General features: G+C 36.7%; 21 protein-coding genes. 15 read left to right on the forward strand and 6 right to left on the reverse strand.

Annotation, left to right across the window (positions count from 1 at the left end; all coding sequences use genetic code 11):
• The first annotated feature begins 158 nt into the window (after positions 1 to 158).
• From ACMAWV_RS13415 to ACMAWV_RS13425, 3 genes are all read left to right on the forward strand, one after another.
• Positions 159 to 806 carry a hypothetical protein gene (locus tag ACMAWV_RS13415; RefSeq protein WP_103218248.1) on the forward strand — a complete coding sequence of 216 codons (648 nt, stop codon included), beginning with the start codon at positions 159 to 161 and terminating at the stop codon, positions 804 to 806.
• 88 nt (positions 807 to 894) lie between these two features.
• Positions 895 to 2,472: a Na/Pi cotransporter family protein gene (locus tag ACMAWV_RS13420; protein ID WP_412463263.1), complete on the forward strand. Its 1,578-nt coding sequence runs from the start codon at positions 895 to 897 to the stop codon at positions 2,470 to 2,472.
• Positions 2,469 to 2,828 carry a hypothetical protein gene (locus ACMAWV_RS13425; protein ID WP_103218246.1) on the forward strand — a complete coding sequence of 120 codons (360 nt, stop codon included), beginning with the start codon at positions 2,469 to 2,471 and terminating at the stop codon, positions 2,826 to 2,828. Before ACMAWV_RS13420 ends, ACMAWV_RS13425 begins: the two co-directional genes overlap by 4 nt.
• On the opposite strand, the gene ACMAWV_RS13430 is transcribed toward ACMAWV_RS13425, so the two are convergent.
• Positions 2,825 to 3,700 carry a LysR family transcriptional regulator gene (locus ACMAWV_RS13430; RefSeq protein WP_412463262.1) on the reverse strand — a complete coding sequence of 292 codons (876 nt, stop codon included), beginning with the start codon at positions 3,698 to 3,700 and terminating at the stop codon, positions 2,825 to 2,827. The two genes, ACMAWV_RS13425 and ACMAWV_RS13430, sit on opposite strands and share 4 nt — an antisense overlap.
• Before the next feature lie 105 nt (positions 3,701 to 3,805).
• Between ACMAWV_RS13430 and ACMAWV_RS13435 the strand changes: the two genes are divergently transcribed.
• From ACMAWV_RS13435 to ACMAWV_RS13445, 3 genes are read left to right on the forward strand one after another with little or no spacing between them, the layout of a single operon-like run.
• A complete protein-coding gene (locus ACMAWV_RS13435; protein WP_103218244.1) occupies positions 3,806 to 4,333 on the forward strand; it encodes a YceI family protein in 528 nt (175 codons plus the stop codon).
• Between the two features lie 14 nt (positions 4,334 to 4,347).
• Entirely contained in the window at positions 4,348 to 5,127 is a 780-nt protein-coding gene (gene ygiD, locus ACMAWV_RS13440; RefSeq protein ID WP_103218243.1) for a 4,5-DOPA dioxygenase extradiol, read from the forward strand.
• Positions 5,128 to 5,140: 13 nt separating this feature from the next.
• Positions 5,141 to 6,007, forward strand: coding sequence for an SDR family oxidoreductase (locus tag ACMAWV_RS13445; protein ID WP_392992774.1), 867 nt, complete (start codon positions 5,141 to 5,143; stop codon positions 6,005 to 6,007).
• On the opposite strand, the gene ACMAWV_RS13450 is transcribed toward ACMAWV_RS13445, so the two are convergent.
• Positions 6,004 to 7,212: a PAS domain-containing protein gene (locus tag ACMAWV_RS13450; RefSeq protein ID WP_412470204.1), complete on the reverse strand. Its 1,209-nt coding sequence runs from the start codon at positions 7,210 to 7,212 to the stop codon at positions 6,004 to 6,006. The genes ACMAWV_RS13445 and ACMAWV_RS13450 overlap by 4 nt on opposite strands.
• Positions 7,213 to 7,419: 207 nt before the next feature.
• Between ACMAWV_RS13450 and ACMAWV_RS13455 the strand changes: the two genes are divergently transcribed.
• From ACMAWV_RS13455 to ACMAWV_RS13485, 7 genes are all read left to right on the forward strand, one after another.
• Positions 7,420 to 8,610 carry a hypothetical protein gene (locus ACMAWV_RS13455; protein WP_412470203.1) on the forward strand — a complete coding sequence of 397 codons (1,191 nt, stop codon included), beginning with the start codon at positions 7,420 to 7,422 and terminating at the stop codon, positions 8,608 to 8,610.
• The gene (locus ACMAWV_RS13460; protein WP_412470202.1) at positions 8,591 to 9,787 is read left to right on the forward strand and encodes a hypothetical protein; all 1,197 of its coding nucleotides are present in this window, start codon (positions 8,591 to 8,593) and stop codon (positions 9,785 to 9,787) included. The genes ACMAWV_RS13455 and ACMAWV_RS13460 overlap by 20 nt, the downstream gene beginning before the upstream one ends.
• Before the next feature lie 80 nt (positions 9,788 to 9,867).
• Positions 9,868 to 10,380 carry a hypothetical protein gene (locus ACMAWV_RS13465; protein WP_103218238.1) on the forward strand — a complete coding sequence of 171 codons (513 nt, stop codon included), beginning with the start codon at positions 9,868 to 9,870 and terminating at the stop codon, positions 10,378 to 10,380.
• Between the two features lie 131 nt (positions 10,381 to 10,511).
• Positions 10,512 to 10,979, forward strand: a complete 468-nt coding sequence (locus ACMAWV_RS13470; protein WP_412470201.1) for a hypothetical protein — start codon at positions 10,512 to 10,514, stop codon at positions 10,977 to 10,979.
• A gap of 46 nt (positions 10,980 to 11,025) precedes the next feature.
• The gene (locus ACMAWV_RS13475) at positions 11,026 to 12,090 is read left to right on the forward strand and encodes an AI-2E family transporter (RefSeq protein WP_412463256.1); all 1,065 of its coding nucleotides are present in this window, start codon (positions 11,026 to 11,028) and stop codon (positions 12,088 to 12,090) included.
• A 20-nt stretch (positions 12,091 to 12,110) separates the two neighbouring features.
• Positions 12,111 to 13,766, forward strand: coding sequence for a Na/Pi cotransporter family protein (locus tag ACMAWV_RS13480; RefSeq protein WP_103218235.1), 1,656 nt, complete (start codon positions 12,111 to 12,113; stop codon positions 13,764 to 13,766).
• 12 nt (positions 13,767 to 13,778) lie between these two features.
• Complete coding sequence (locus ACMAWV_RS13485; RefSeq protein WP_412463255.1) at positions 13,779 to 14,213, forward strand: OsmC family protein; 435 nt, start codon at positions 13,779 to 13,781, stop codon at positions 14,211 to 14,213.
• Between the two features lies 1 nt (position 14,214).
• On the opposite strand, the gene ACMAWV_RS13490 is transcribed toward ACMAWV_RS13485, so the two are convergent.
• Both ACMAWV_RS13490 and ACMAWV_RS13495 read right to left on the reverse strand, forming a co-directional pair.
• Entirely contained in the window at positions 14,215 to 15,396 is a 1,182-nt protein-coding gene (locus ACMAWV_RS13490; protein WP_412470200.1) for an FAD-dependent oxidoreductase, read from the reverse strand.
• 12 nt (positions 15,397 to 15,408) lie between these two features.
• On the reverse strand, positions 15,409 to 15,921 hold the full coding sequence (locus ACMAWV_RS13495; RefSeq protein WP_412470199.1) for a DUF3365 domain-containing protein: 513 nt from the start codon (positions 15,919 to 15,921) through the stop codon (positions 15,409 to 15,411).
• A gap of 107 nt (positions 15,922 to 16,028) precedes the next feature.
• Here ACMAWV_RS13495 and yghU point away from each other — a divergent pair, with 107 nt between their 5' ends.
• On the forward strand, positions 16,029 to 16,886 hold the full coding sequence (gene yghU / locus ACMAWV_RS13500; RefSeq protein ID WP_412470198.1) for a glutathione-dependent disulfide-bond oxidoreductase: 858 nt from the start codon (positions 16,029 to 16,031) through the stop codon (positions 16,884 to 16,886).
• Here the strand turns inward: yghU and ACMAWV_RS13505 are convergent.
• Positions 16,883 to 17,941 (reverse strand): hypothetical protein, encoded by a 1,059-nt coding sequence (locus ACMAWV_RS13505; RefSeq protein WP_103218230.1) that lies wholly within the window; start codon positions 17,939 to 17,941, stop codon positions 16,883 to 16,885. The two genes, yghU and ACMAWV_RS13505, sit on opposite strands and share 4 nt — an antisense overlap.
• A gap of 207 nt (positions 17,942 to 18,148) precedes the next feature.
• Between ACMAWV_RS13505 and ACMAWV_RS13510 the strand changes: the two genes are divergently transcribed.
• On the forward strand, positions 18,149 to 21,358 hold the full coding sequence (locus ACMAWV_RS13510; protein WP_412470197.1) for a hypothetical protein: 3,210 nt from the start codon (positions 18,149 to 18,151) through the stop codon (positions 21,356 to 21,358).
• A gap of 16 nt (positions 21,359 to 21,374) precedes the next feature.
• Here the strand turns inward: ACMAWV_RS13510 and ACMAWV_RS13515 are convergent, their stop codons facing one another.
• On the reverse strand, positions 21,375 to 22,154 hold the full coding sequence (locus ACMAWV_RS13515) for a hypothetical protein (protein ID WP_412470196.1): 780 nt from the start codon (positions 22,152 to 22,154) through the stop codon (positions 21,375 to 21,377).
• Positions 22,155 to 22,301: the final 147 nt, after the last annotated feature.

A 22,301-nucleotide genomic window follows, 5' to 3' on the forward strand; every position in this document is an offset into this window, starting at 1 on the left:
TTAAGCGGCCGTACAATGTTCATTCATTTATTCATAGTAATTCTAGATATATAGAAGAGGTATCTGTAGTGACTCTAAGTGGTTGAAATTCCTTAATGTTCTAAAGAGAATTAGTCGATAAATCTTCAATGAACTTATTCAAGATGGAGGAATATCAAATGAGAAAGATTTCAGTACTTGCCCTTTTTGCACTATTTATTGGTTGTGCAAACTCACCAAAAGACTTTAAGGCCGATGCACTAGGAGATAATGAAGGAGTATTTTTCGGAAAATTCTCCCTGTACTTTGATGGTGCGAAATTTGCAAACACTTGTAACTTGATTTTTACAGATAAGGCGAAGAATGAGGATACTGTCTTAACAACTGATGAGTCTGGATTCTTTGTCGGTAAATTTCAAAAAGGAGATACTTATCTAAGTCAGATTGGTTGTACTTCGGGAATGACGACAAAGATTTATATGTTTGAAGAGAGTAATACAGTGAAGTTTTCAAATGTTGGAAATGGAAAGAAAACTTATGTTGGAAATATCTCAACTTTCTTTTCCTCTGCTGAAGAATATAGTAATCCGGCCAAATATGTTGTTGGTGGACTATTTGCTGGGGCGATTATAGCAGATGAGGCAAAAGAGAATGCTAAGAAAGTTAGATTCGATATTCAAAATGATATTGAAGCTGATGAGATGCAATTTAAAGCAACAATTTTAAAGGCCAGACCTATGAAGACTGTCTTTAAATCGCTTAAGTATCCTAAGAAAAATAGAATGCCAGCAAGTACGGCAACAAAAATCATCAAACTTAATAAGTAATTTGATGGGCTAGGTAACTCGTTTACTGTTATCATTTAAAGATATCACTTTACGTTAGCGTAAATAATACTTAGTAGAGAGTTAGTTAATGAAGGATTTTCAAATTATCTTGGCCGCGACATCGAGTGTAATACTCTTTGTCTTTGGCCTTGAGAACTTTTCCAAAGAAGTTCAAAATATTACTGGAGAGAAATTTAGAAAATTTCTAGGTAGTGCAACAATGTATCCTGTTGTTGGGGTATTAATTGGTGCTATTATTACTGCCTTAATTCAATCGAGTTCTGCAACCTCTGTCATTGCAATCAGTCTTGTAAACGCTGGGGTCATGTCTTTTAAAAATAGTGTTGGAATTATTTTTGGAGCTAATGTCGGAACGACGGTAACGGCACAGCTTGTAGCGTTTAAATTGACTGCCTTTGCACCGATCTTCATTATTTTGGGATTTCTACTTTCATTTACGAGATCACGTTACGCTATTTTTGGTAAAACATTCTTTTACTTTGGTTTTGTTTTCTTTAGTTTAAATTTGATTTCTTCTGCACTTGCTCCACTTCAATCAGATTCTCGATTAATCGAGTTTTTAACACAGGCCCATAATCCTTTACTTGGAGTATTGGTAGGGGCCGTTATTACGGCAATTGTTCAATCTAGTTCGGTGACAACTGGTTTGGCAATCATTTTCACTCAGCAAGGTTTGATGAGTCTCGATAATGCGATTCCCATTTTAATGGGTTCAAATCTAGGAACAACTGTTACTGCGCTTATTTCAATTATCAATATGGATATTTCTGCAAAGAAGACGGCCCTGGCGCACTTCCTTTTCAATTTAGGGGGCGTCTTAATCTTTCTTCCAATTATAATCTTTTGGGGGGATCGATTGCCATTAATGTCAAATATACCAGCTATTGCTCTTGCAAATTTTCATTTAATTTTCAATGTGACGACGAGCTTAATCTTTATTGTCTTCTTAAATCCTTTTTCGAGTCTTATTGATCGTATGTTAGGAGAAGGGCAAATGGACTTTGAACGTATTGAGCTGGGATTAAAAGAAGAAACACAATTTGATGAAATTGAAAAAAATCTGATGGTGGATCTTGAAAAAACTTTTCGATTTGTTCAAGAAAATTACAATTTAGTAACATTGAGTATCGAAACAAATTATCGAGGAATCTATGAAGCCGCAAAGAAGCGTATCGAGTATATGGACTTTCTTAAAGCTGAACTTTTAGGATTCTTTTCTAAGTTTATTTCAAAATGTAACAATGAAGACGAGATTGATCGTATTGTGAATGTAATGGCAATGTATGAGTATATCTTCCAAATGCATGACTCAGTTAAAGATATTGCAGGTGTAAAAGAGTCTATGGACAATAATTATATTGAGCTTAAAAGTGATGTGCTTATGATTGTCCGAGAAATAGCAAGTACGACACTTTCTGTTTTTGAGAATATCACTAGTGAAGACCAAAAGGATAAAGATTTAAAGAAGATCTCACAAGAGTTTCAAAGAGATCTTGAGGGTTTTGGAAAGAAGGTTTTTATTTTAATGGCCAAACCGGAACGTAATGATGCTGGCGCAATTATGCATCTTTTAACTTATTCTCAGCGTCTAAAAGATAAGTTAATGAATTTTCATCATCTTAAAGAAGGACATATTGCTCCATGAGTCTACTAAGGAAACTTGAAGATTTATATCTTGATTCTCTTGTATACTTTGCTTCAAAGAAGAAAGGGATGCTCTTAAAGATTAGGAAGTCTTTGATCGTTCTACGTGATGGCCTAGAAAAAGAAGGTGCTGAAACAAGAGAAATGTTTGTCATATATGGACGATATACTCAGGGGCGGGCTTCTAATGAAGAAATGAAAGAAGCAAATAAGCAATTTCTCGAAATTATCAAAGGCTTAGGAGTCGGTGCATTGCTTGTTCTTCCTTTTGCTCCGTTAACTATTCCCTTTGTTGTAAAACTTGGACAAAGGCTAGGGGTTGATATTATTCCTTCTTCCTTTCGATCTAAAGATTAGCTCTCTAAGCTACGCTTTAGATTCTCATAAAGATAGTCTTTAAATATTTTTACATGCTTTGGCGTATGCTTTGAAGGCTTAGATAGTAGAAATAGAGTTCTTGCAAGGTACTTTAAATCTGGTAAAACTTTGATGAAGCTATTTTCCACAAGCTCCCTCTTACAATAGAAGCTAGGAATCATCGCTGGGCCTTTATTCTTTGCAACGTAATCTTTTAATATGGGGAATGAGTTACTAGCAAATTGTGGAACAACCTCTTTAAAACATGACTTATTTAAAGGATTACCATAAAGATCAGTTAAAATTGCTACAGGATGTTTTTGAAGATCATTTACTTCATTAACCTTTGTCGAAGTTTTTAAATATTGTGCTGAGGCAACGAGTCCGACTTCAATATCACATACTTTCTTTTGTATTAACGATGAATCCTTCAGTTTTCCAATTCGAAGGGCCATATCAAGTTTATGTTCTTTGAAATCCATGAGTATATTAGTGGAGTACAACTCAATTCTTATTCCTGGATACTTATCCATAAATTCGCAGACGATATCTGTAAGTATGAGTTGGGAAAGGTCTTCTGGCGCTGTGATTTTTATGAGTCCTTTCATTTCATTAGTTTGATTTTTAATTTTTAAAACGGAAGCATCTAATGACTCAAGTGGTGTTCTTATTAATTGTAAAAGACTTAAGCCTTTTTCTGTAAGCACAATTCCTCTTGGCCCGCGAATTAATAAAGTCTGTTCAAGTTCATCCTCTAACTTAACGAGATCACGACTTATTTTAGACTTGGGGTGTCCTAGTACTGTTGACGCCTTTGTTAAACTTCCAACTTCTGCAACTTTTTCAAATATCTTAAGTAAATTTAGATCCATAGAGTGTTCCTTATATGGAACATTATATTGCAATATTGTGGTCTTATGCAACACTCCCTTTTTCCCCATAATAGAATACATAACAAAGCAAATCAGGAGAAAATAATGAAAGCTAAATTTATAATTCTAGGACTAATTTTAACTTCTTTTACGGCAATGGCCGATAATATTGACTTAGCTAGAAGCTCTTTTGTGTGGAAAGGAACAAAGATCACAGGTGATTTTCACTCTGGCCCAATTAAAATGAAAAGTGCAAGTTTAGATAATGGAAGAGGTTCTTTTGTCGCAGATATGAGTTCAATTGACGATACAACTCTTAAAGGGGAATGGAAGTCTAAGTTCTTATCGCATATTAAGAGTAGTGACTTCTTTGATGTTGAAAAGTATCCAACAGCAAAGTTGAAGATTGATAAAATTGATAATGGCCATTTATACGGGAAGTTAACAATAAAAGGTAAGACTAATGCCGTTACAGTTCCTGTAACTAAAAAAGGTAAGGTTTACTCTGGTGTATTAGCTTTTGATCGTACAGAGTTTGATATGGTCTATGGTTCTGGAAGTTTTTTTAAGAACCTTGGTGATAAGGTAATTTCAGATACAGTAACTCTCACATTTAAAGTCGTAACAAAGTAATTGAGGGGATAGTCATGACTAAAAAGAGAATACCAACACTATTTTTAGGACATGGCTCTCCTATGAATGCTGTTGCAAGTAATGACTTTACTGAGCAGCTTAGAAGCATAGGAGAGGAACTTCCGAAACCAAGAGCAATACTCATGATATCTGCGCATTGGGAAACTCAAGGTACTTGGGTCACGGCGATGGATAAACCAAAAACAATTCATGATTTCTACGGTTTTCCAAAAGAATTATATGAGATCGAATATCCTGCACCAGGCTCTCAAGAACTTGCCAGAGAAATAGTTGATCTTATTGGTGAAAGCATCAAGCTTGATAATGAAAATTGGGGCCTTGATCATGGCACATGGTCATTATTGAAATTTATGTACCCTAAGGCGGATATTCCAGTTGTTCAGTTGAGTCTGGATATGAGAAAGCCACCTCAGTATCATTTTGATTTAGGTAAGAAGCTTAGCGTTTTAAGAGAAAAAGGTGTTCTGATCATAGGAAGTGGAAATATTGTTCATAACTTAAGAGCAATAAGCTGGAGTCAAGACGCCCAAGTTTCAAATTGGGCAAAAGAATATGATGAGCTTATTAAAGAAAAAATTATTGAAAAAGATTTTGATTATTTAATAAACAAATTTCAAAAAACAGACATTGGTAAAATGAGTGTACCTTCGATTGAACACTACTTACCGCTCTTATATATCATCGGAGCATCAAGTAATGATGATCAGTTGAAATTTGATTTTGAAGGAATTCAAAACGCTTCCATTTCGATGAGAAGCTTTAGCTATAGATAAAAAGGAGAATTATATGATTGCATTAACAGGAGCATCTGGACAACTCGGCCAGTTAGTAATTAAGGCGTTATTAGATGAAGGTGTTAAGGCCAATGAGATTGTTGCAATTGCAAGATCGACAGATAAGTTAAGTGATTATGAAAAACAAGGTGTACAAGTAAGATTTGGGGATTATGAAAAACCAGATACTCTTGATAAGGCACTCGCAGGAGTTGATAAATTACTATTAATATCAGCTAGTGAAGTAGGGAAGCGATTACCTCAACATAAGAATGTAATTGAAGCAGTTAAAAGATCTTCAGTTAAGCATCTTACTTATACAAGTATACTCCACGCTGATAAGTCGCCTTTGGGACTTGCAAAGGAGCATGTTGAAACTGAACAACTTATTAATGAGCTCAATATTGCAACAACTATTCTTCGTAATGGTTGGTATTCTGAAAACTATACAATGGGCCTACCTAATATCATTGAGCACTCTACTGTAATCGGTTGTGCTGGAGATGGAAAACTATCAACTGCTGCACGAGAGGACTATGCTTTAGCGGCAGCAAAGGTATTAACGAGTGAAGGACATTCTGGAAAGGTTTATGAGCTAGCAGGAGATGAGGCCTTTACACTTTCTGAATTTGCAGAGGTCGTAGGAAAAGAATTTGAGCGTGAGATTAAATATCAAAATTTAAGTGAAGTAGAGTTTAAGTCCGCTCTAATGCAGGCCGGACTACCTGAAGGTTTTGCACAGCTCTTGGCCGACTCTGAAAAAGGTGCATCCAATGGAGGCTTATTTGATAATCAAAGACAATTATCAAAGCTCATTGGACGCCCAACGACAACAATCTCAAAATCAATTAGAGATTTTAAAGAAAGTTATCAGTCTTAATTATTTTGACTAGCTAAGGACTCATTCATGCGAGACACCTGATGAACTAGATCGCTTCCGATATCGTTTATCTCTTTTAGTGATTGCTTGAGTGAGTCTTTAAAATTTGTTAGTTGATCGAGTAGACTTGAAAGTTCTCCTGAATTTCGGTTTAACTTTGCCGCTTCAATCTTACCACTTATGCTTACCATCTCTAATCCAATTGATAGCTTCTTCACATCATTACAGACTCTTTTGAATTCACTAAATTCTTTTTGAATATCAATTAGGCTCGATTTAGCGTTCAAATTCTGTTGATTTTGTAAGTGTGCTAAGATTCTCATTTCGTTTTCTTTTTGAATAGGCGAGGGTTTAGTCTCCTTTTCAAAGAAGCTGTAAATTTCTCTTTGCAAAATTGAGTTACAAACGAAGAACTGGCAGTCTTTAACTTTGTCTTGAACGAGCTTTCCCGAAACCATAAACTTATTAATTTCCTCTTGAATCTCTTTTGCAAGATTATCGTATTGTGTTGAGATAGTTGCGATCGAAGCTGCATCTTCTCCAATCTTTGCCGCCTGAAGTTCTAAGTTCATAGGGACAAGCGAAGTCTTTTGATACTCCTCAAAAATACCTTCTGACTGCTCTTGTAAAAACGATCCTGACTTTAAGGCCTTGCGTAAAAGATTCAGTTCCTCAATTGGTTCTTCTCCAAGTGCTTTCTGTCTCGATTCAAGCTCTTGCATAAGCGCCTCAATCATAAAGTTTTCGTAAGACTCAAACCCTAATTCGCCAATCATTTCAAGAAGCTTCTCCTGAGATTGTGCTGGTGTAAGCTTCTTGCGCTTCTCTAGTAGAGTTAGCTCAATGTACTTCTCTTTTACGATCTCAAAGAAATGACTACTAGGCTTTAGTCTTACTGATAGATAGCCATCGTCAATAGGTGAGACGAGGGCATAGACCCAATAATTACTTCCATCCTTGGCCTGATTGTTTACGTAGGCGCCGATCATCTTACCTTTGGCAATAGTGTCCCAAAGAAGTGAGAAAACCCCTCGGGGCATCTCTGGATGTCTTACAACCTTGTGGGGCTTGCCAAGCATTTCCTCCCACTCGTACTGACTGACTCGTTGAAATACTGAATTTCCAGACGCGATAACTCCTCGCTTATCGGTCCTGGAAAAGAATAGTTCATCAAAATCGAAGTTACTCTCTCTCTCCTTCGACATGCGTCCTCCCTTTTCTGAAAAAATGATGAATATTTTCTGTTTAGAATACAAAAACTAAACAAAATATGATCTATGTCATAAATTGTTGAAATTATTGATTTCTTAACGGAGTTATCTTAACTAGTTGGATTAAATTTACAACTAAATAATTAGTGTATAAATTTCACCACTTATTTTCTTTGTTGAGTGTTCAGGGTAGATAGGCATATGCAAAATCGTCTACTTATCCTTATTCTGTCTTTGAATATGAGCTTTCAAGCATGTGGGTTAAATCTCGCAGGGCAAAGTGCGTACTTTGATAAGGAAGATATAGCAAAGGCCCAAGCAGGTCTGAGTTCTCAGGAAATGTCTCTGTTAGGAGAAGTTGATCTTTCTAAGCAGAGTTGCGAGTACGATGTGCTAGAAGAGATTAATCAAGTAGCGAATCATAAACTTTATGAGGCGTTAATATACTTGCGCTCGTCTTCGAAAATGGATGATACACAATATCGTCTATTGCTAAGAACGATGAAGTCATTTGAGAAGTCGAAGAAAGAAAAATTTCTAGTACCTCTTAATCCTATTGTTAAAGATTTTAGATCACAACCTTTTGATAACTTCCAAAGGGCACAAGAGAGAGGACTGTGCTTTAATCTCGCAGCGATGAGTCTTTTTAAAGAACTTGCACAAAAGAAGCCAATCAAATTTTTAAAGAAGGCATATCATGAGGAGCTTATAAGTAAGCGTACATATTGGATGCTAAAAAGACTAGCTCAAGAAGACTATCATCTTGAGCCACAGACGTTGGCCGAGTATTTGAAAGAACAGGCATTTTTAACAAAACAATTTCCCGAACGACTAGATATAAAAGGTACAAACTTTATTTCAAGTCGACGTGATAAGAGTAAGGTTTCTCGAAGAGAGGCATTACTTGCAAAGTACAATCAATTTCAAATTATCTATCTTCGAGGAATGACTCAAAGATTGTTAAATCGACTTAATGCAGATGAAGTTATTATCAATGTGATAATTGATGATGAAAGTGTTGAAGAGATTATTCTTGATCCAATGGAGCAGTATCGATTTGCTGCAAAGATGGTTAGAAAAGAACTTGGAGATCTTCAAATGATGAATTTATTTGAAGGTGTTAATGTTTCCTTTGAGGATATTCTCTCTGCTTCTTATGAAACAGGACTTGTGTCAGGAGATGATTTAACTACTCTTGCACTTGTCGATGATGTTTGGAATCCAGAGCTAACCAAAGCAGAAAAGAGAAAAAGATTTATTAGAAGATATGGAACAATTTTTGTTGCAGCAATTCCTACTACTTTCTACTTTGTGAAGGTATTATCTTTAGTGGGAATTGAGATGTTAACAGAGACAAAACAGGAGCCAGCACGTGATCACTCAATTTTCTAAGTTGCTTCTTGTTTCATTTCTTACAGTAACTACTTTTGCAAGTCACAAGGCCCAGGTTATTACGCGAGATAATGACATGGATCTGATTAAGAAAGAAGTTGAGCTTGATCTAGTTAATGCTCCAATCCTAGAAAACAAAAGTTTTAAAATTGTTTATGGGAAATCAAATGAAGCAATCAATCTTGAGAGTTTAACGGACGAAGTTGAAAAGCTAAGGGCCGCAAGTGTCTTTTATCACTTAACAAAGGCAAAACGTTATTTTCTTAATGTCGTTAAGTCTGATTACGTAAAAGATTTACCTCAACTTATCGTTCGCTTAAATATAACAAATCAATTTAATTCAATTGGTCACTTCGCTCACGATAATTTATCACCTGAATATAATAATGCTCTTTCAATTCCACCTGGAGAGGGTAGAGAAAGGTTTGGGATTAAGCCTTGGAATTATGAAATTTGGTTTCGTCCGGCAAAAGAAATCAACCTTCCACAGGAAGGGTTAAAGAATGACTTTGAACAAACTGCTGCTATCTTTAGTGAGTTTAGGAATCAATCAAGATTAGCAAGTTTTCAAAAATTTATAAGTGACTTATTTTTACTTTCTGGAGATGCTCTTGCGCAGAGTGGTTTAAATATTCTTGGATCGACTGCAATTATTGAAGCTTCTTTTTATGCAATGAAAAAGCTTTACGGACTTCTTCAAGGAAAGAAGTTCTTTTTAGATACAAGCTTTATCCCAGAAGTTGTTTATCATGAGTTTGCTCATGTTGCTTTGAGTGATCATCTTGGCCTTAGTCATTCTTCTCCTGTTAATGAAGGTATGGCAGACTTCTTTGCGGCATCAATCGCTGATAGCGCAACGATTGCTGATAATGTGAAAGATTATGCGAAAAGAGTCCGTGAAAAAGATGCCTTTCGCGATGAAGTTTATAGTGCAGGATTTGAAACAAATGCTTACGCCAATATTGATTTTGTCTTGGGCGTATTATGGCAAGTACGCGAACTTGATAAAGAATCAAGTCATGGTCTTGTTTATGATGTTCGTAAGAATATCACGAGCAGTTCAAATATTAGAGGAGATTTATTGAAGTCGATTCTCAAAGAGTGTCGTAAATCATGTAAGTCACCTTTGAGGGATCGTATAAACCTTCTAAATGCCTATCACGAGATGGGTTTATAAAGTAAGTAGGCTTTTATTAAATTGACAAAATATGTTTAGATAGGGTAGTTACCCATAACGTTATTAATAGGGAGATGTTCATGTTAAGAAAATTAGCTGCTGTAGCACTTGTATGCTTTTCGTTCTCGGCTCTTGCAAATGTTGAAGCTAAAATCGCACCAATCTTTGAAGAAGTTGAGTTTAAATTATCTGTAGAATGGGATCAAAAAGATCAAAACTTCTACAATGAAACTGTTAAATCATTTGAAAAACAATTAGGTGATCTAGCTCAAGAAGGTGTTAAGCCATCTGAAGTTTTAAATTACCTACAAGCAAATATTAAAGATAAGAAAGTTGCTACTGAACTTTCTAATCTTGTTGGTTCAATCAACGTAGAAAATATGACTCTTGAAGAATCAAAGTCACTAATTCAAGATTATGTTGATGGTATGAAAAATACAGGTGCTAACTACTCTGGTTACTATAGCTACGACTATGGACTATACTTTGTAGTGTTTGGTGGTGTTGCATTTTATTACTACTGGTATGCATTTCACTATACTTACTACTATGATTGTTACCGTGATTACTGGGGTAACTACTACTGTTACTAGAATCAAATTCTAATATAATAAAGGCTCCTTTCGGAGCCTTTTCATTTTTAAGCTCTTCCAAACAAATAATCTCTAAGTAAAGTTGTCCAGTATATTACCGATAATAGCCTAATAATTTTAAGGGCCCAAATATGGTTTTGAATTTGAAATCGACAGTTATTGGTTGTGGAACTTCAACACAAAGTGGAAATGATCGCGTATTTAGTTTTGTTGAGTTCAGCGATGGAACTAGAATTGAAAATGTGATTACTTCAGCTTCTATTGCGGAATTCTTCGATAGTGATGAAGAGATAGAGTTAGCATATTTCAAAGTCGGACAGTACTACTATATCGCGAGGGCAAAGGTAGCAAAGGATGTTAAGGTCGCGACAACTACGCCAATTCTCGTAAGTATGATCGTTAATTTCATTTCTATCTTCTTTTGCTTTGGTATTTTATCTTTCATTATTACTTTTATTGTAATTATGTACTTTCTAAAAGATTTCAAAATGGCATTAACTTATGCTGCCATCATAGGCGTTATGCCTGGGGCCTATTATCTTACGAAGTTATTAAAACTATTTATTGAACTCAGACAGTGTCGAGCACTAATAAAGTAGGGGAATTAAAATTGCCTATTAATCAATTCAAACATACAATATTTATATGCAAAATAAATATAATGTAACGTACGTATTCTTCGGTTTTATCTTTCTTTTAGTCTGTTATCTTGTATGGATGATGGCCAAGCAAATGATTGCTCCAATCATCTTTGGCTTTGTTCTGGCTGGAGTATTTAATCCTCTAAATACTAAGATAATTGAAAAATTTAAAGTCTCTGACAATATGGCCGCATCGATAACAAGTTGTTTAATTATTCTACTTGTTCTTATTCCTCTAATCTTCTTATCAATTGCTCTTAGTAAAGAAGCTCTAAGCCTTTATCAAACGATAATGAAGGCAATGTCTCATCATGAAGTTAACGACTTTTTATTTGGTGATGGGCCAGTCGCTGCTCTTATTAAAAGTGTTTCAGATATCACTGGAGTTGATATTGATATGGAACAAGTTAAGACGACAGTATTTGGTACTCTTAAAGGAATATCGGGAACTGTTATTTCGAGTATCAATTCAATTGTAGGAAATATCATCACATTCATTTTTGATCTCGCAATTATGATGATTGTGGTTTTTGGTGTTTTTGTTGAAGGAAAGAGGTTAAAGACATATATATTTGATCTTTCGCCACTTCCATCAGACCAAGAACAAAAAATCCTCGATAAGTTTAATCAAATGAATTATGTAACACTGGTTTGTAATGGTGTTGGTGGAGTGATTCAAGGAGTTCTTGGTGGACTCGCTCTTTGGGTGGCAGGAATTGAATCAGTTGTTCTTTGGACTGTTCTTATGATTTTCTTGGCCTTCGTTCCTTTAGTTGGTATCTCTGTTGTTACGATACCTGCAAGTCTTTATCTCGTCCTTACAGGAAGTCCTACTTCAGGTGTCATCCTTTTTATTTTCACAGCGCTAGTTGGTCTTGTTGTGGAAAATTGGTTTAAGCCAAAATTCATTGGTAACCGTATTCAAATTAATTCAACTTTCGTTCTTCTTTCGATTATAGGAGGAATGGGTGTTTTTGGTATGGGAGGAATCTTCTATGGACCAATTATTGGAATACTATTTCTAACGATTGTTGAAATTTATCACGATCAATATAACGTCGTTTCATAGGCGAAAGGAAGTGGAGAGCAGTGGAAGTTTTTAAACTTATTTATTCTGTCCTTGGTGGGCTTGGTATTTTCTTCTATGGAATGAAGAATATGTCAGAGGCACTACAATCAGTCGCTGGCGACGTCGTTAAAAATACGATTAATAAAATTACAACAAATCGCTTCTCTGCTGTCATCGTTGGAACTCTTGTTACCATCTTTGTTCAAAGTTCATCTGTAACTACTGTTATGACTGTTGGTTTCGTTAATGCTGGTTTAATGAATTTAGGACAGGCCATTGGAGTTATTCTAGGGGCCAATATCGGGACAACAGTTACTGGTTGGATCATTTCAATAAAAGTAGGGAAGTATGGACTTCTCTTTATCGGTCTTGGAATCTTTCCTTTGCTATTTGCTAAAACTAATCGCTATCGCCAAATTGGGCGTATCCTTTTTTCAGTTGGTATGATCTTCTTTGGTTTAAGTATTATGTCCAATGCATTTAAACCACTTAGAACAATGCCTGAATTTTTAAGTATGATTTCATATTTCTCTGAACAGAATTACGGAGCATACTTTGCGTGTATTATTGTCGGCTGTATATTAACTGTCGTAATTCAATCTTCTTCTGCAATGTTGGGTATTACAATAGCCCTAGCTGGATCAGGTGTTATTCAATTTCATACGGCCGCTGCTCTGGTATTAGGGGAAAATATTGGAACAACCATTACCGCTCTTTTAGCGAGTGTTGGGGCTAATATAACCGCCAAAAGGGCAGCTCGAGCTCACGCTATATTTAATCTCTTGGGTGTACTTGTTATCTTTTTATTCTTTCCATTCTATGTTGAATTTATCGATTACTTAGTTCCAGGTGCTGCAAATGCTGTCAATGCAGATGGTGACTTTATCAATGTTGCTGTTCATATTGCTACAGGACATACTATCTTCAATGTCGCGGCCACGATTATTTTTATTCCTTTCTTAACTCAGTTAGCAAATTTTGTGACAAGGATTACTCCTGCTACCGGAGAGAAGGAGCAACACCACCTTGTCATGTTAGGTGATCCAAGCCAAATGGTAACTGCGGCTGCGCTTGCACAAGCACAGGCCGAGGTTAATAAAATGAAAGATATCGTTTCTAGACTTTATGCTTTAGCAGAAGAGATTTATATTAAACAGAACTTTGGCGAAAGGGAGAAGATTGCTCTTAAGGCCAAGGATTATGAGAGAATTACAGACAATATACAAAAAGAAGTTACCATTTTTATCGTTAAACTTATGGTTAATCCTTTAAGTGAAGATGAGTCACGCCGTTCTCAGTCGATGATTAAGGAAGTCGATGAATTAGAGAGTATTGCTGATTATATCGAAAGGCTCATTGCTTATAGTGATCGAGGTGATATATCAAAACTTATGAGAGATGAGGCAAAGAAAGACTTTGATGACTTATTTGTTAATGTAAAGGCATTCTATGATTCAGTCTCAAATCAAATTTCTCTTGATAAGGTTGATTATAGTGTTGCTGAAAGAAAGTCTAAGGAATTAAGAGACCAGGCTGAGCAAATAAGAAAGAAGCACTTAGATCGTGTTTCAAGTGGAGAGTATGATGCACTTGGTGCACTTACTTATTCTGATATGATTGTGGCCCTTCGAAAAATTAGAAGTCATACTGAAAATGCTGCTCAAGCACATGTTTAATTAGGAGTATTTATGGGTACGTATACAACTATTACTAAGGGAAACTCTGAAAGTATCGAGTTAAGCCTTACGGCAGATAAAAAACAGACCATTACAATTACTCCGCCGCCTGAATTTAATGGTGTCGAGAGTGAGTGGAGCCCTGAAGACCTTTTTAGTGCAAGTATCTCTAGTTGCTATATTCTAACATTCAAGTCTTTTGCTTCTTTTAAAAAACTTGCTTTTAATAATATTGAAGTAAAGGCAGATGCTCATCTCGAAAAAGTGGCCAAGGGCTATGAATTTACGAAATGTGATATTCACGTTCATTTAGAAATTTGTTGTGAGTCAGATGTTGATCCTTATTTAGATCTTCTTTACAAGGCCAAGGATAATTGTCTTGTTACAAAGTCAATGAAGTGTGAGTTTACTCTACATCCTAAAATTAAAAACCTTGCAAAGAAGTAACTTACATTCTTCCTTTAAGCATTCCATGCCAGTAAACAATTGGCAAAATATGTGCTTTTAGAAAGTACATGCTCCAGCGAGGCTTTGCTTGATCAAATGGGAAAGTCTCACATGGATTTCCGTCGTAATCAAATTCTGCAAGAATTAGTTGTCCGTAGCCAGTTACAATCGGACATGAGGTATAACCATTATAGCTTGTATTGAAATTAGTTTTATTATTAATGAATTTCACAATATTTTCGACAAGAACTGGAGCCTGCTTTCTTACTGCCGCACCTGTTTTGGCCGTTGGGACATTTGTCGCATCGCCAATCGCAAAAACATTGGAATATTTCTTATGTTGAAACGTATGCTTATCAACATCAATCCAGCCCGTGCTATCAAGTAGATCACTATCCTTTAAGAAGTCTGGCGCTGACATCGGCGGAACAATATGAATAAAAGAATAATCTTTTTCTATCAGTTCATTTGTTTGGAGATCTCTAAAATAGGCCTTGTTATTTTCACCATCTAGTTTTTCTAAATTGATGTGAAAGTGTGTTTTGATATCTCTTTCTTTTATAATCTTTTCAAGTGCAGCTTTATATTTTGGAATTCCAAAAATTGCCTGACCTGGACTTGCAAACTCAATCGTTACATTGTCTCTATTGCCATGTTTACGTACATAGTCTTCAACAAGGTACATGATCTTTTGAGGAGCACCACCACATTTTAGTGGGGAGTTTGGAAAGGTAAATAGCGCGTTGCCATTTTTAAGCGCTTGGAGAAATTTCCAAGTATAATCCACATAGTCATAGCTATAATTTGAACAAACACCTTTCTTTCCGATGGAGTCTTTTAGGCCTTCAATTTCATTCCAATTAATTTGAATTCCTGGTGCAACTACCAGGATATCGTAGTTTAGTGTTCCATGCTCAAGAGTTTCAACTTCCTTCTTATCTGGTCGGATTTGTTGACAACGATCCTTGATCCATTCAACACCATCTGGCATGACTGAAGCAGTTGTACGTCTTGTATCTTCTTTTTTTCCGATACCAGCGCCATTAAGAGTCCAATAAGGTTGGTAGTAATGATACTCAGAAGGTTCAATGACAGAAATAGTATATGAAGGGCTTAATTCATTTCTTAAGCGTGCCGCCATTGTAATACCGGCCGTTCCACCACCAACAATAATAATTTTCATAATTATTTTCTCTTATTTATTTGCTTTAAATGTTGCCCAAAAGTATCCACGAATATCACCGCTCTTATATCCAGTGGCCTTATCACTCGGATAAAGCTGAGTGATCTTTGACTGTACTTCAGGTTTTAGGTTATCTCCATGGCAGTTAAGACAAAGAGGCATTGTTTTGATTGGCATGATAATACCATTCTTATCTGAGTCGATTCTTACAACGGAATATTTCTTCTTATTTTTTCCTGACTCATAACTCATAATTGTGTCATTCATCCAACCCTTTACAGTATTGTTTGGATTTCTATTCTTAAGACTGACACGGCCGACTTCGACTCCGTCTTCATGAAACTTCTTAGTGATCGGCATGGCCTTTGTATTACAAACGGATACAGCGTTAACTGGAGAGACTTTCATTGCTGCTTGAAGCTCTTTCTTAAGTGCCATTGCTGTTTTCTGTATTGCTTGGACGGCTTGCTGCTCAGAGGCAAATAAACTTGATGTAAATAGTAGGGAAATGATTATCTTTTTCATATATATATCCTACCATAAACTCTATTGAGTAAGTTTGATCCTCATCAAGTTTAGATTTTTTTTAACCTTCATGCTTGTTATAATCTAGAAATTACTAGGAGAAGATTATGAATCAAAAATATATACCACCAAAGGTTTGGACATTTACAGAAGGAAATGGGGGACAGTTTGCAAGTATTAATCGCCCAACTGCAGGAGCGCGCTTTGAAAAGGAACTTCCTCAAGGAGAGCATCCGTTTCAACTGTACTCTCTAGGTACACCAAATGGAGTTAAGGTTACGATTATGTTTGAGGAGCTATTAGAGCTTGGAATTAAAGAAGCCGAGTATGATGCTTACTTAATTAATATTGGAGAAGCAGACCAGTTTGGTTCTGACTTTGTTGCTATTAATCCAAACTCTAAGATTCCAGCTTTACTTGATAAGAATAATGGTCAACCAATTCGAGTATTCGAATCAGCATCAATTCTTGTTCACTTGGCAGAAAAGTTTGGACACTTCTTACCAAAGGATCCGGCCAAGAGAGCTGAGGTATTTAATTGGCTTTTTTGGCAAATGGGAAGTGCTCCTTATTTAGGGGGAGGCTTTGGTCATTTCTATGCTTATGCTCCTGAGAAATTTGAGTATCCGATTGATCGATTTGCGATGGAAACAAAAAGACAGCTAGATGTACTTGATAAGCAATTAGAAAATAATAAATACATTGCAGGAGATGAATACTCGATTGCAGATATAGCGATCTTTCCATGGTATGGGGCACTTGTTAAAGGCAAGCTCTATGATGCAGCAGAGTTCTTGTCAGTACATGAATATAAGAATGTTATTCGTTGGGCAGATGAATTGATTAAGAGGCCGGCGGTATTAAGAGGAAGGCTAGTTAATCGAGCTTGGGGAGATGAAGATCAACAAATCCTTGAGCGCCATGGCCAAAGTGACTTTGACGCTAAGGATATTACATATCGTTAGAATTTATAACCAAATCCAAGGCCCAGTCGATTTACTGATAAATCGGTTGGGCCATCCATAAAGTGCATTTTGAAAATTGCATGAGCAAAAATTTTCTTTGTGATATCGCCCATTACATAGGCCATAATCTTGCCTCCAGTAAACTCTTGTTTATCACTTGTGTTAGCGTAACCTATGTCTCGACTTGAAAGTAGTGAGTGAGAGTAGCTAAATTTTGCTAAGAAGTTTCTTCTGTATAACTTAAAGTTTTTTTGTACACCAACAGTTAAAAAGAAGATTTGGTTCTTATCAAATTTAACTTGATCGGCTTCTGTTAATCCATCAAAATTGAAAGTATTAAAACGCTCGAAATCTAGACCAGCATATGCTTCTAGTCCATAGTCTGCAAATTTATACGTACCGTATAGGTTAAAACCAATCTCTGGATCAACTGAAACATTATCAAGATACTGATTTGCAGAAGCAGTATTTAGGTGAGAGTAGTAAAGACTTGCTTGAGCACCATACTTGGCATTCACTTGATATACTGACGTAAGGCCCAGGGAAACGGAAGAGTTTTGCTTGAACTCAACAGATCCTGGTGCACTTTTCTGGTTAAATTCTCCAAGAGAAGTCATGTAAAAAACTGAAAATTTTAGTGGGCCAGAATCGTTTTGTTTTTTAGGTGTTGGTCTATCTGATTTAACGACTCCAAATAACGCCTTAATTTGCTCATCAGTTAAGTTTAGAATATTCATGAACTTATTTATATCAATGAGTTCAATCTCGACATAGAGTCTAAAGCTTTTATCTTTTAAATTATTCCAGTCCTTGATATGCCCATTTTCACGTCTTGTTTTCTTGGCCATGAAATCTTCTTCTTCATAGTTATAAGAATCAATTAGAAGTTGTTCATAGATTGTTTGAAGTTTTTCACTATTCACTGATTGATATGAAAGTCTAAGATATTGATGCTTAGAATTTCTCTTTGATTCCTCTAAGTTTATTGAATCAGCATATAAATAATTAAATGATAAAAAGAAAAGGCAGGTTAGTTTTAAAAATTTTTGTTTCATTAATTCTCACTTTTATTTACTTTAGTTAAATTATTTTAGTTGAAGATAATCCTTCATCCTATAGAGCGATTTCTGCAGTCTATAAAAAGATATCTGATGTAAAAGCTCGTTTTTTCTAAACTTTTTTTATCCCTCATATGATTTTGTTTAAATAACTTAAAAGTATTTACCGATAGTAAAAATATTGAGTTTAAAAAGTGGGGGAGAATGCAAAACATTCTATTATTGTCGGTTATTGTTTTATTGACCAGTTGTTTAAAAGAGTCGGAGGTTAGCTTTAATTTTGGAATTGAAGTAGCGGCACTAGAAGTTATTTTAAGTGACAGTAGTTCTGGTTCAACAACCCATTCAAATATTAATAGTATTGATATGACAAAAAGTGGTGGAGACGATCTAACTCAGTACTGTATTAGTGAAACGCAAACAACTCCTCCAGTCGATACAAGTGCAGGATCATGTGGAGGAGGAAATTGGGTCACAGGATTTCCAGCTTCATTTGCTTTATCAGGTGGTGATGGACTAAAGACTGTCTATATTTTTGGAGCAGATGATTCAAATGCAATTTCTTCTGAATCCGTGACAAAATCAATTACCCTCGATACGACTGATCCGACTGCTGTTTCCGCATTAACACTTGGAGCAGTTCCTGCCAGTTTATCAATGACTCCTACGGTGACATGGACAACGGACTCAACTGATAACTTAGTTCTTGTGGGTTATCAGGTAAGAGTCATTAAAGTTTCAGACTCTTCTGTTGAGCAGGATTGGACTTCTTTCACAAAAGGAGATTCTGTCAGTGGTTTATCTTTAGATGGAGCAGAAGATTATCGAATCGAAATTCGTGCCATAGACGAAGCTGGAAATACAAGTGTTGTGGTCTCTGATACATTTACAACTTTAAATGTTGCAGGTGGGCTTACATTAGGAGCAACAGAGTTCTCTCTGTTATATCAACCAGGAGGAGCAGGGCCTGGTGAGACTGAGTCGATTACACTAACAAACTCAGGCGGAATAACTACTGGTCTATTACAGGCGCCCCTTATTTATGGAAGTTCAGGGAATTTTCAAGTTACAAACGATACTTGTACTGGAACAACTTTAAATCCTGGTGAGACTTGTACTATTGATATGACGATTAATGCTTCTGCGGATGGATATTATTTTGCCAATATTTATATTACAGATGGAGCGATTGTTTCCTCTGAACATCGTGTGCAGGGAATGGCCACAGGCTATAGTGCTGGAAATTTATATTACTTTGGTTCTTGGGATGTTGGTGCGCCTATTGATGTTTATGATCCACAAAAATTTCAATCTCTTTATCCAAATGATCTCAACAAAGTAGTTGGAAATTTAACTTGGTCAAAAATTGTTGGTGGTTCACAACATTCATGTGGAATTACAACTCAGTCTAAGCTCTATTGTTGGGGTGAAGGTTGGTATGGTGAAATTGGTTATGGTGTTGATGAGCCAAAGTATATTCCTCATATTGTTGATGGTGAAAAGACTTGGAAAGATGTTGCTCCTGGATACCGAATCACATGTGGGATTGATGGAAGCGATGATATGTATTGCTGGGGTGATAATACTTATAATCGTTTTGCAGATGGAACGACAACAGACTCTTTTGTACCAAAGCTCATTCCCGGGGGACTAAAGTGGAAGTCAGTTTCAACTCATAGTTTTCATATCTGTGGAATTGATAGCAATGATGATCTTTATTGTTGGGGAAGAAATCACTACGGCCAAATTGGAATGGGAGATAACACGACAGTTATTACTGGACCAACACAAGTCAGCCCAGGAACAAAGTGGAAGTGGGTTGCGGCCGGAGAGTTGTCAACTTGTGCCGTAACAACAGCGGGAGTTGGCTATTGTTGGGGTTATGGAATAAATGATGTTTTAGGAAATGGTGTTACGGCCCATGCTTATTCTCCAACACCTATTAGTGGTGGACTTGTTTTTGATAAAATCGATATGTTCTGGTTTCATGCTTGCGGCCTTACGACTTCAAATGAAATTTACTGCTGGGGTAGTGACTTCGGTGGAGAAGGAACTTTAGGAGATGGCCTTGGGACAACTTCAAGTGTTCCCGTAAAAGTTGCAGGGGCCCAGACATGGGTTGATCTTACAGCAAGAGGGAGGCACTCTTGTGGGATTGATAATACTCAACAAATGTATTGTTGGGGTGAAGGTGAAGATGGAGAAATTGGAGATGGAGATATCCTTAATCGTCTGACACCTACTCAGGTAATTGGTGGGCATAGTTGGGCCTCGGCATCAGGTTCTGATTATATGAGTTGTGGTGTCACAACAAGTGGTGATGGCTACTGCTGGGGACAATACTGGAACTGGGGACAGGCCGGAACCGGAATGGGGAACGCTGGTCTTTTTATGCCTAAGAAAGTTCCTTTGGCAAAAACTTGGAAGTCTATGGCCGCTGGTTATATGCTTTTTTGTGGTATTGATGACTCCGACGATGCGTATTGCATGGGACGAGACCTCGATGGGGCGCTTGGAAACGGCGCAGCTGATACGGCCACTTATTCTCATCCATCGACAATAGTTACAGGTGGTCACAAGTGGGACGCTCTTAGTGTCAATGAGCGCTCAGTTTGTGGTGTAACAACTTCTAACGATGCTTATTGTTGGGGTAATAATAGTTATGGAAATCTTGGAAGTGGAAATACAACAAGCTCCTTCCATGATCCTAACTTAGTTGTTGGTGGTCATAGTTGGAGTAAAGTTTCGGCGGGTTATTATCATACTTGTGGAATGCGTACCGATGGTGCTGTTTACTGCTGGGGAGCAAATCGTTTCGGTGGTCTAGGAAATGGAGTGGCCACTGGAAATACGACTACCCTTACGACAACACCTACTGCTGTCAACGGTGGCCTTATCTTCACTGATATTGGAGTTGGAGATCACTTTACTTGCGGGTTGGCAACAGATAGTAAAATCTATTGCTGGGGACTCGATTCTCAAGGACAGTTAGGAAATGATACATCTTACACAAGCTCTTCTACACCTGTTGAAGTTGTTGGTGGAGCAGTTTGGACGAGTTTATCTGTTGGGGCATCTCACGTGTGCGCTCTTCAGGCCAGTGGTAATGGATATTGTTGGGGTGGTGGTAATAATGGAGCACTTGGGCAAGGGGATTCTTCAAACCGACCTGAGCCTGCAATCATAGCGGGACATTCATGGAATAAGCTCGTTTCTGGCATGTGGCATACTTGTGGGATCGAAAATGTAACAGGAGATTTGTACTGCTTTGGTTATGGTCAAGGTGGGGAGGTCGGAAATTATCCAGACACTTTCTGGGGCACTATTGAAACACCACTACTATACGATCGAGGAATTAAATTCTCAGAGATCTTCTTAGGAGGGTCAGCGACATTTGGAATCGCCGCCCCTTAAAAGATAAAGTGATTAATTAGAATTGATAGTTAAATTCGATTCTGTGGTCACCGTCAGCAATGTCTACTAGGTTACTCCAATTCGCAAAGTAGCGAAGGTTAAAGCGTGAAGTAAACTGGTAGCTTGCTGCAAATTCGTGAAGAAGAATATTATCTTTTCCACCATATGCTGATGACTCATAAAGGTCAGAACCCGCAAGGGCCGCTGCCCAGATAGGGTTATAATTAAACCAAATTTTATCAGTGATCGTAAATTTTCCGTAGAAGCCAACCACACTATTGATACCAATAACAGAGAAGCCACTATCAATTGAGCTATCGTCTTCTACAGTATTCTTTCCAAATTCAACACCAACTCCTGCTAGAGGATAGAGGTTAACAATCCAAAACTTTGGAAGTGCTTGTAGGATAGAGTAGGAAGCATTTCCTGTTCTTTCTGCTAGAAATGATTCTTTAAGACTATAGTTTATATCTAATTGTGAGCCACTACCTGTTTTTATATTTGCGCTAAAATTTCTGAAGCGAAAACTATCAAGTCGATTAGATCTTTTAGATGTACCATCCCATCCAAGTTCTTCTCCAAGAAAACCCTTGAATTCGATAACATTCATCGCTGCTACATTTTGAATGCCTGTATCATAAGAAATTCCAATCTTAGCATTTAAGCCTTTATTTGTTGCGCCAAGACCTGCTTGAGTATAGACCGCTAAAGGATCAGACATATCTTGAACTTCCTTTGCTAGGGCCGATGAGCATAGAAGTAGTGAACTAATTGCAAGTGATAAAATACGTTTCATATCAATTCCTTTATTTCTTTTCTAAATAACAATTATTATTGCTGAGTTCGTTACGCATGCCAAATTATTCTTTAAAAAATTTTAATATTCTTAAGTTTTTATCCAATAGTGCAGAAGGTAAAAATTTATAGTTTTAAAATTTTATGA

Source organism: Halobacteriovorax sp. RT-1-1, assembly GCF_047085455.1.
In the GTDB taxonomy this organism is placed as follows: Bacteria; Bdellovibrionota; Bacteriovoracia; order Bacteriovoracales; family Bacteriovoracaceae; genus Halobacteriovorax_A.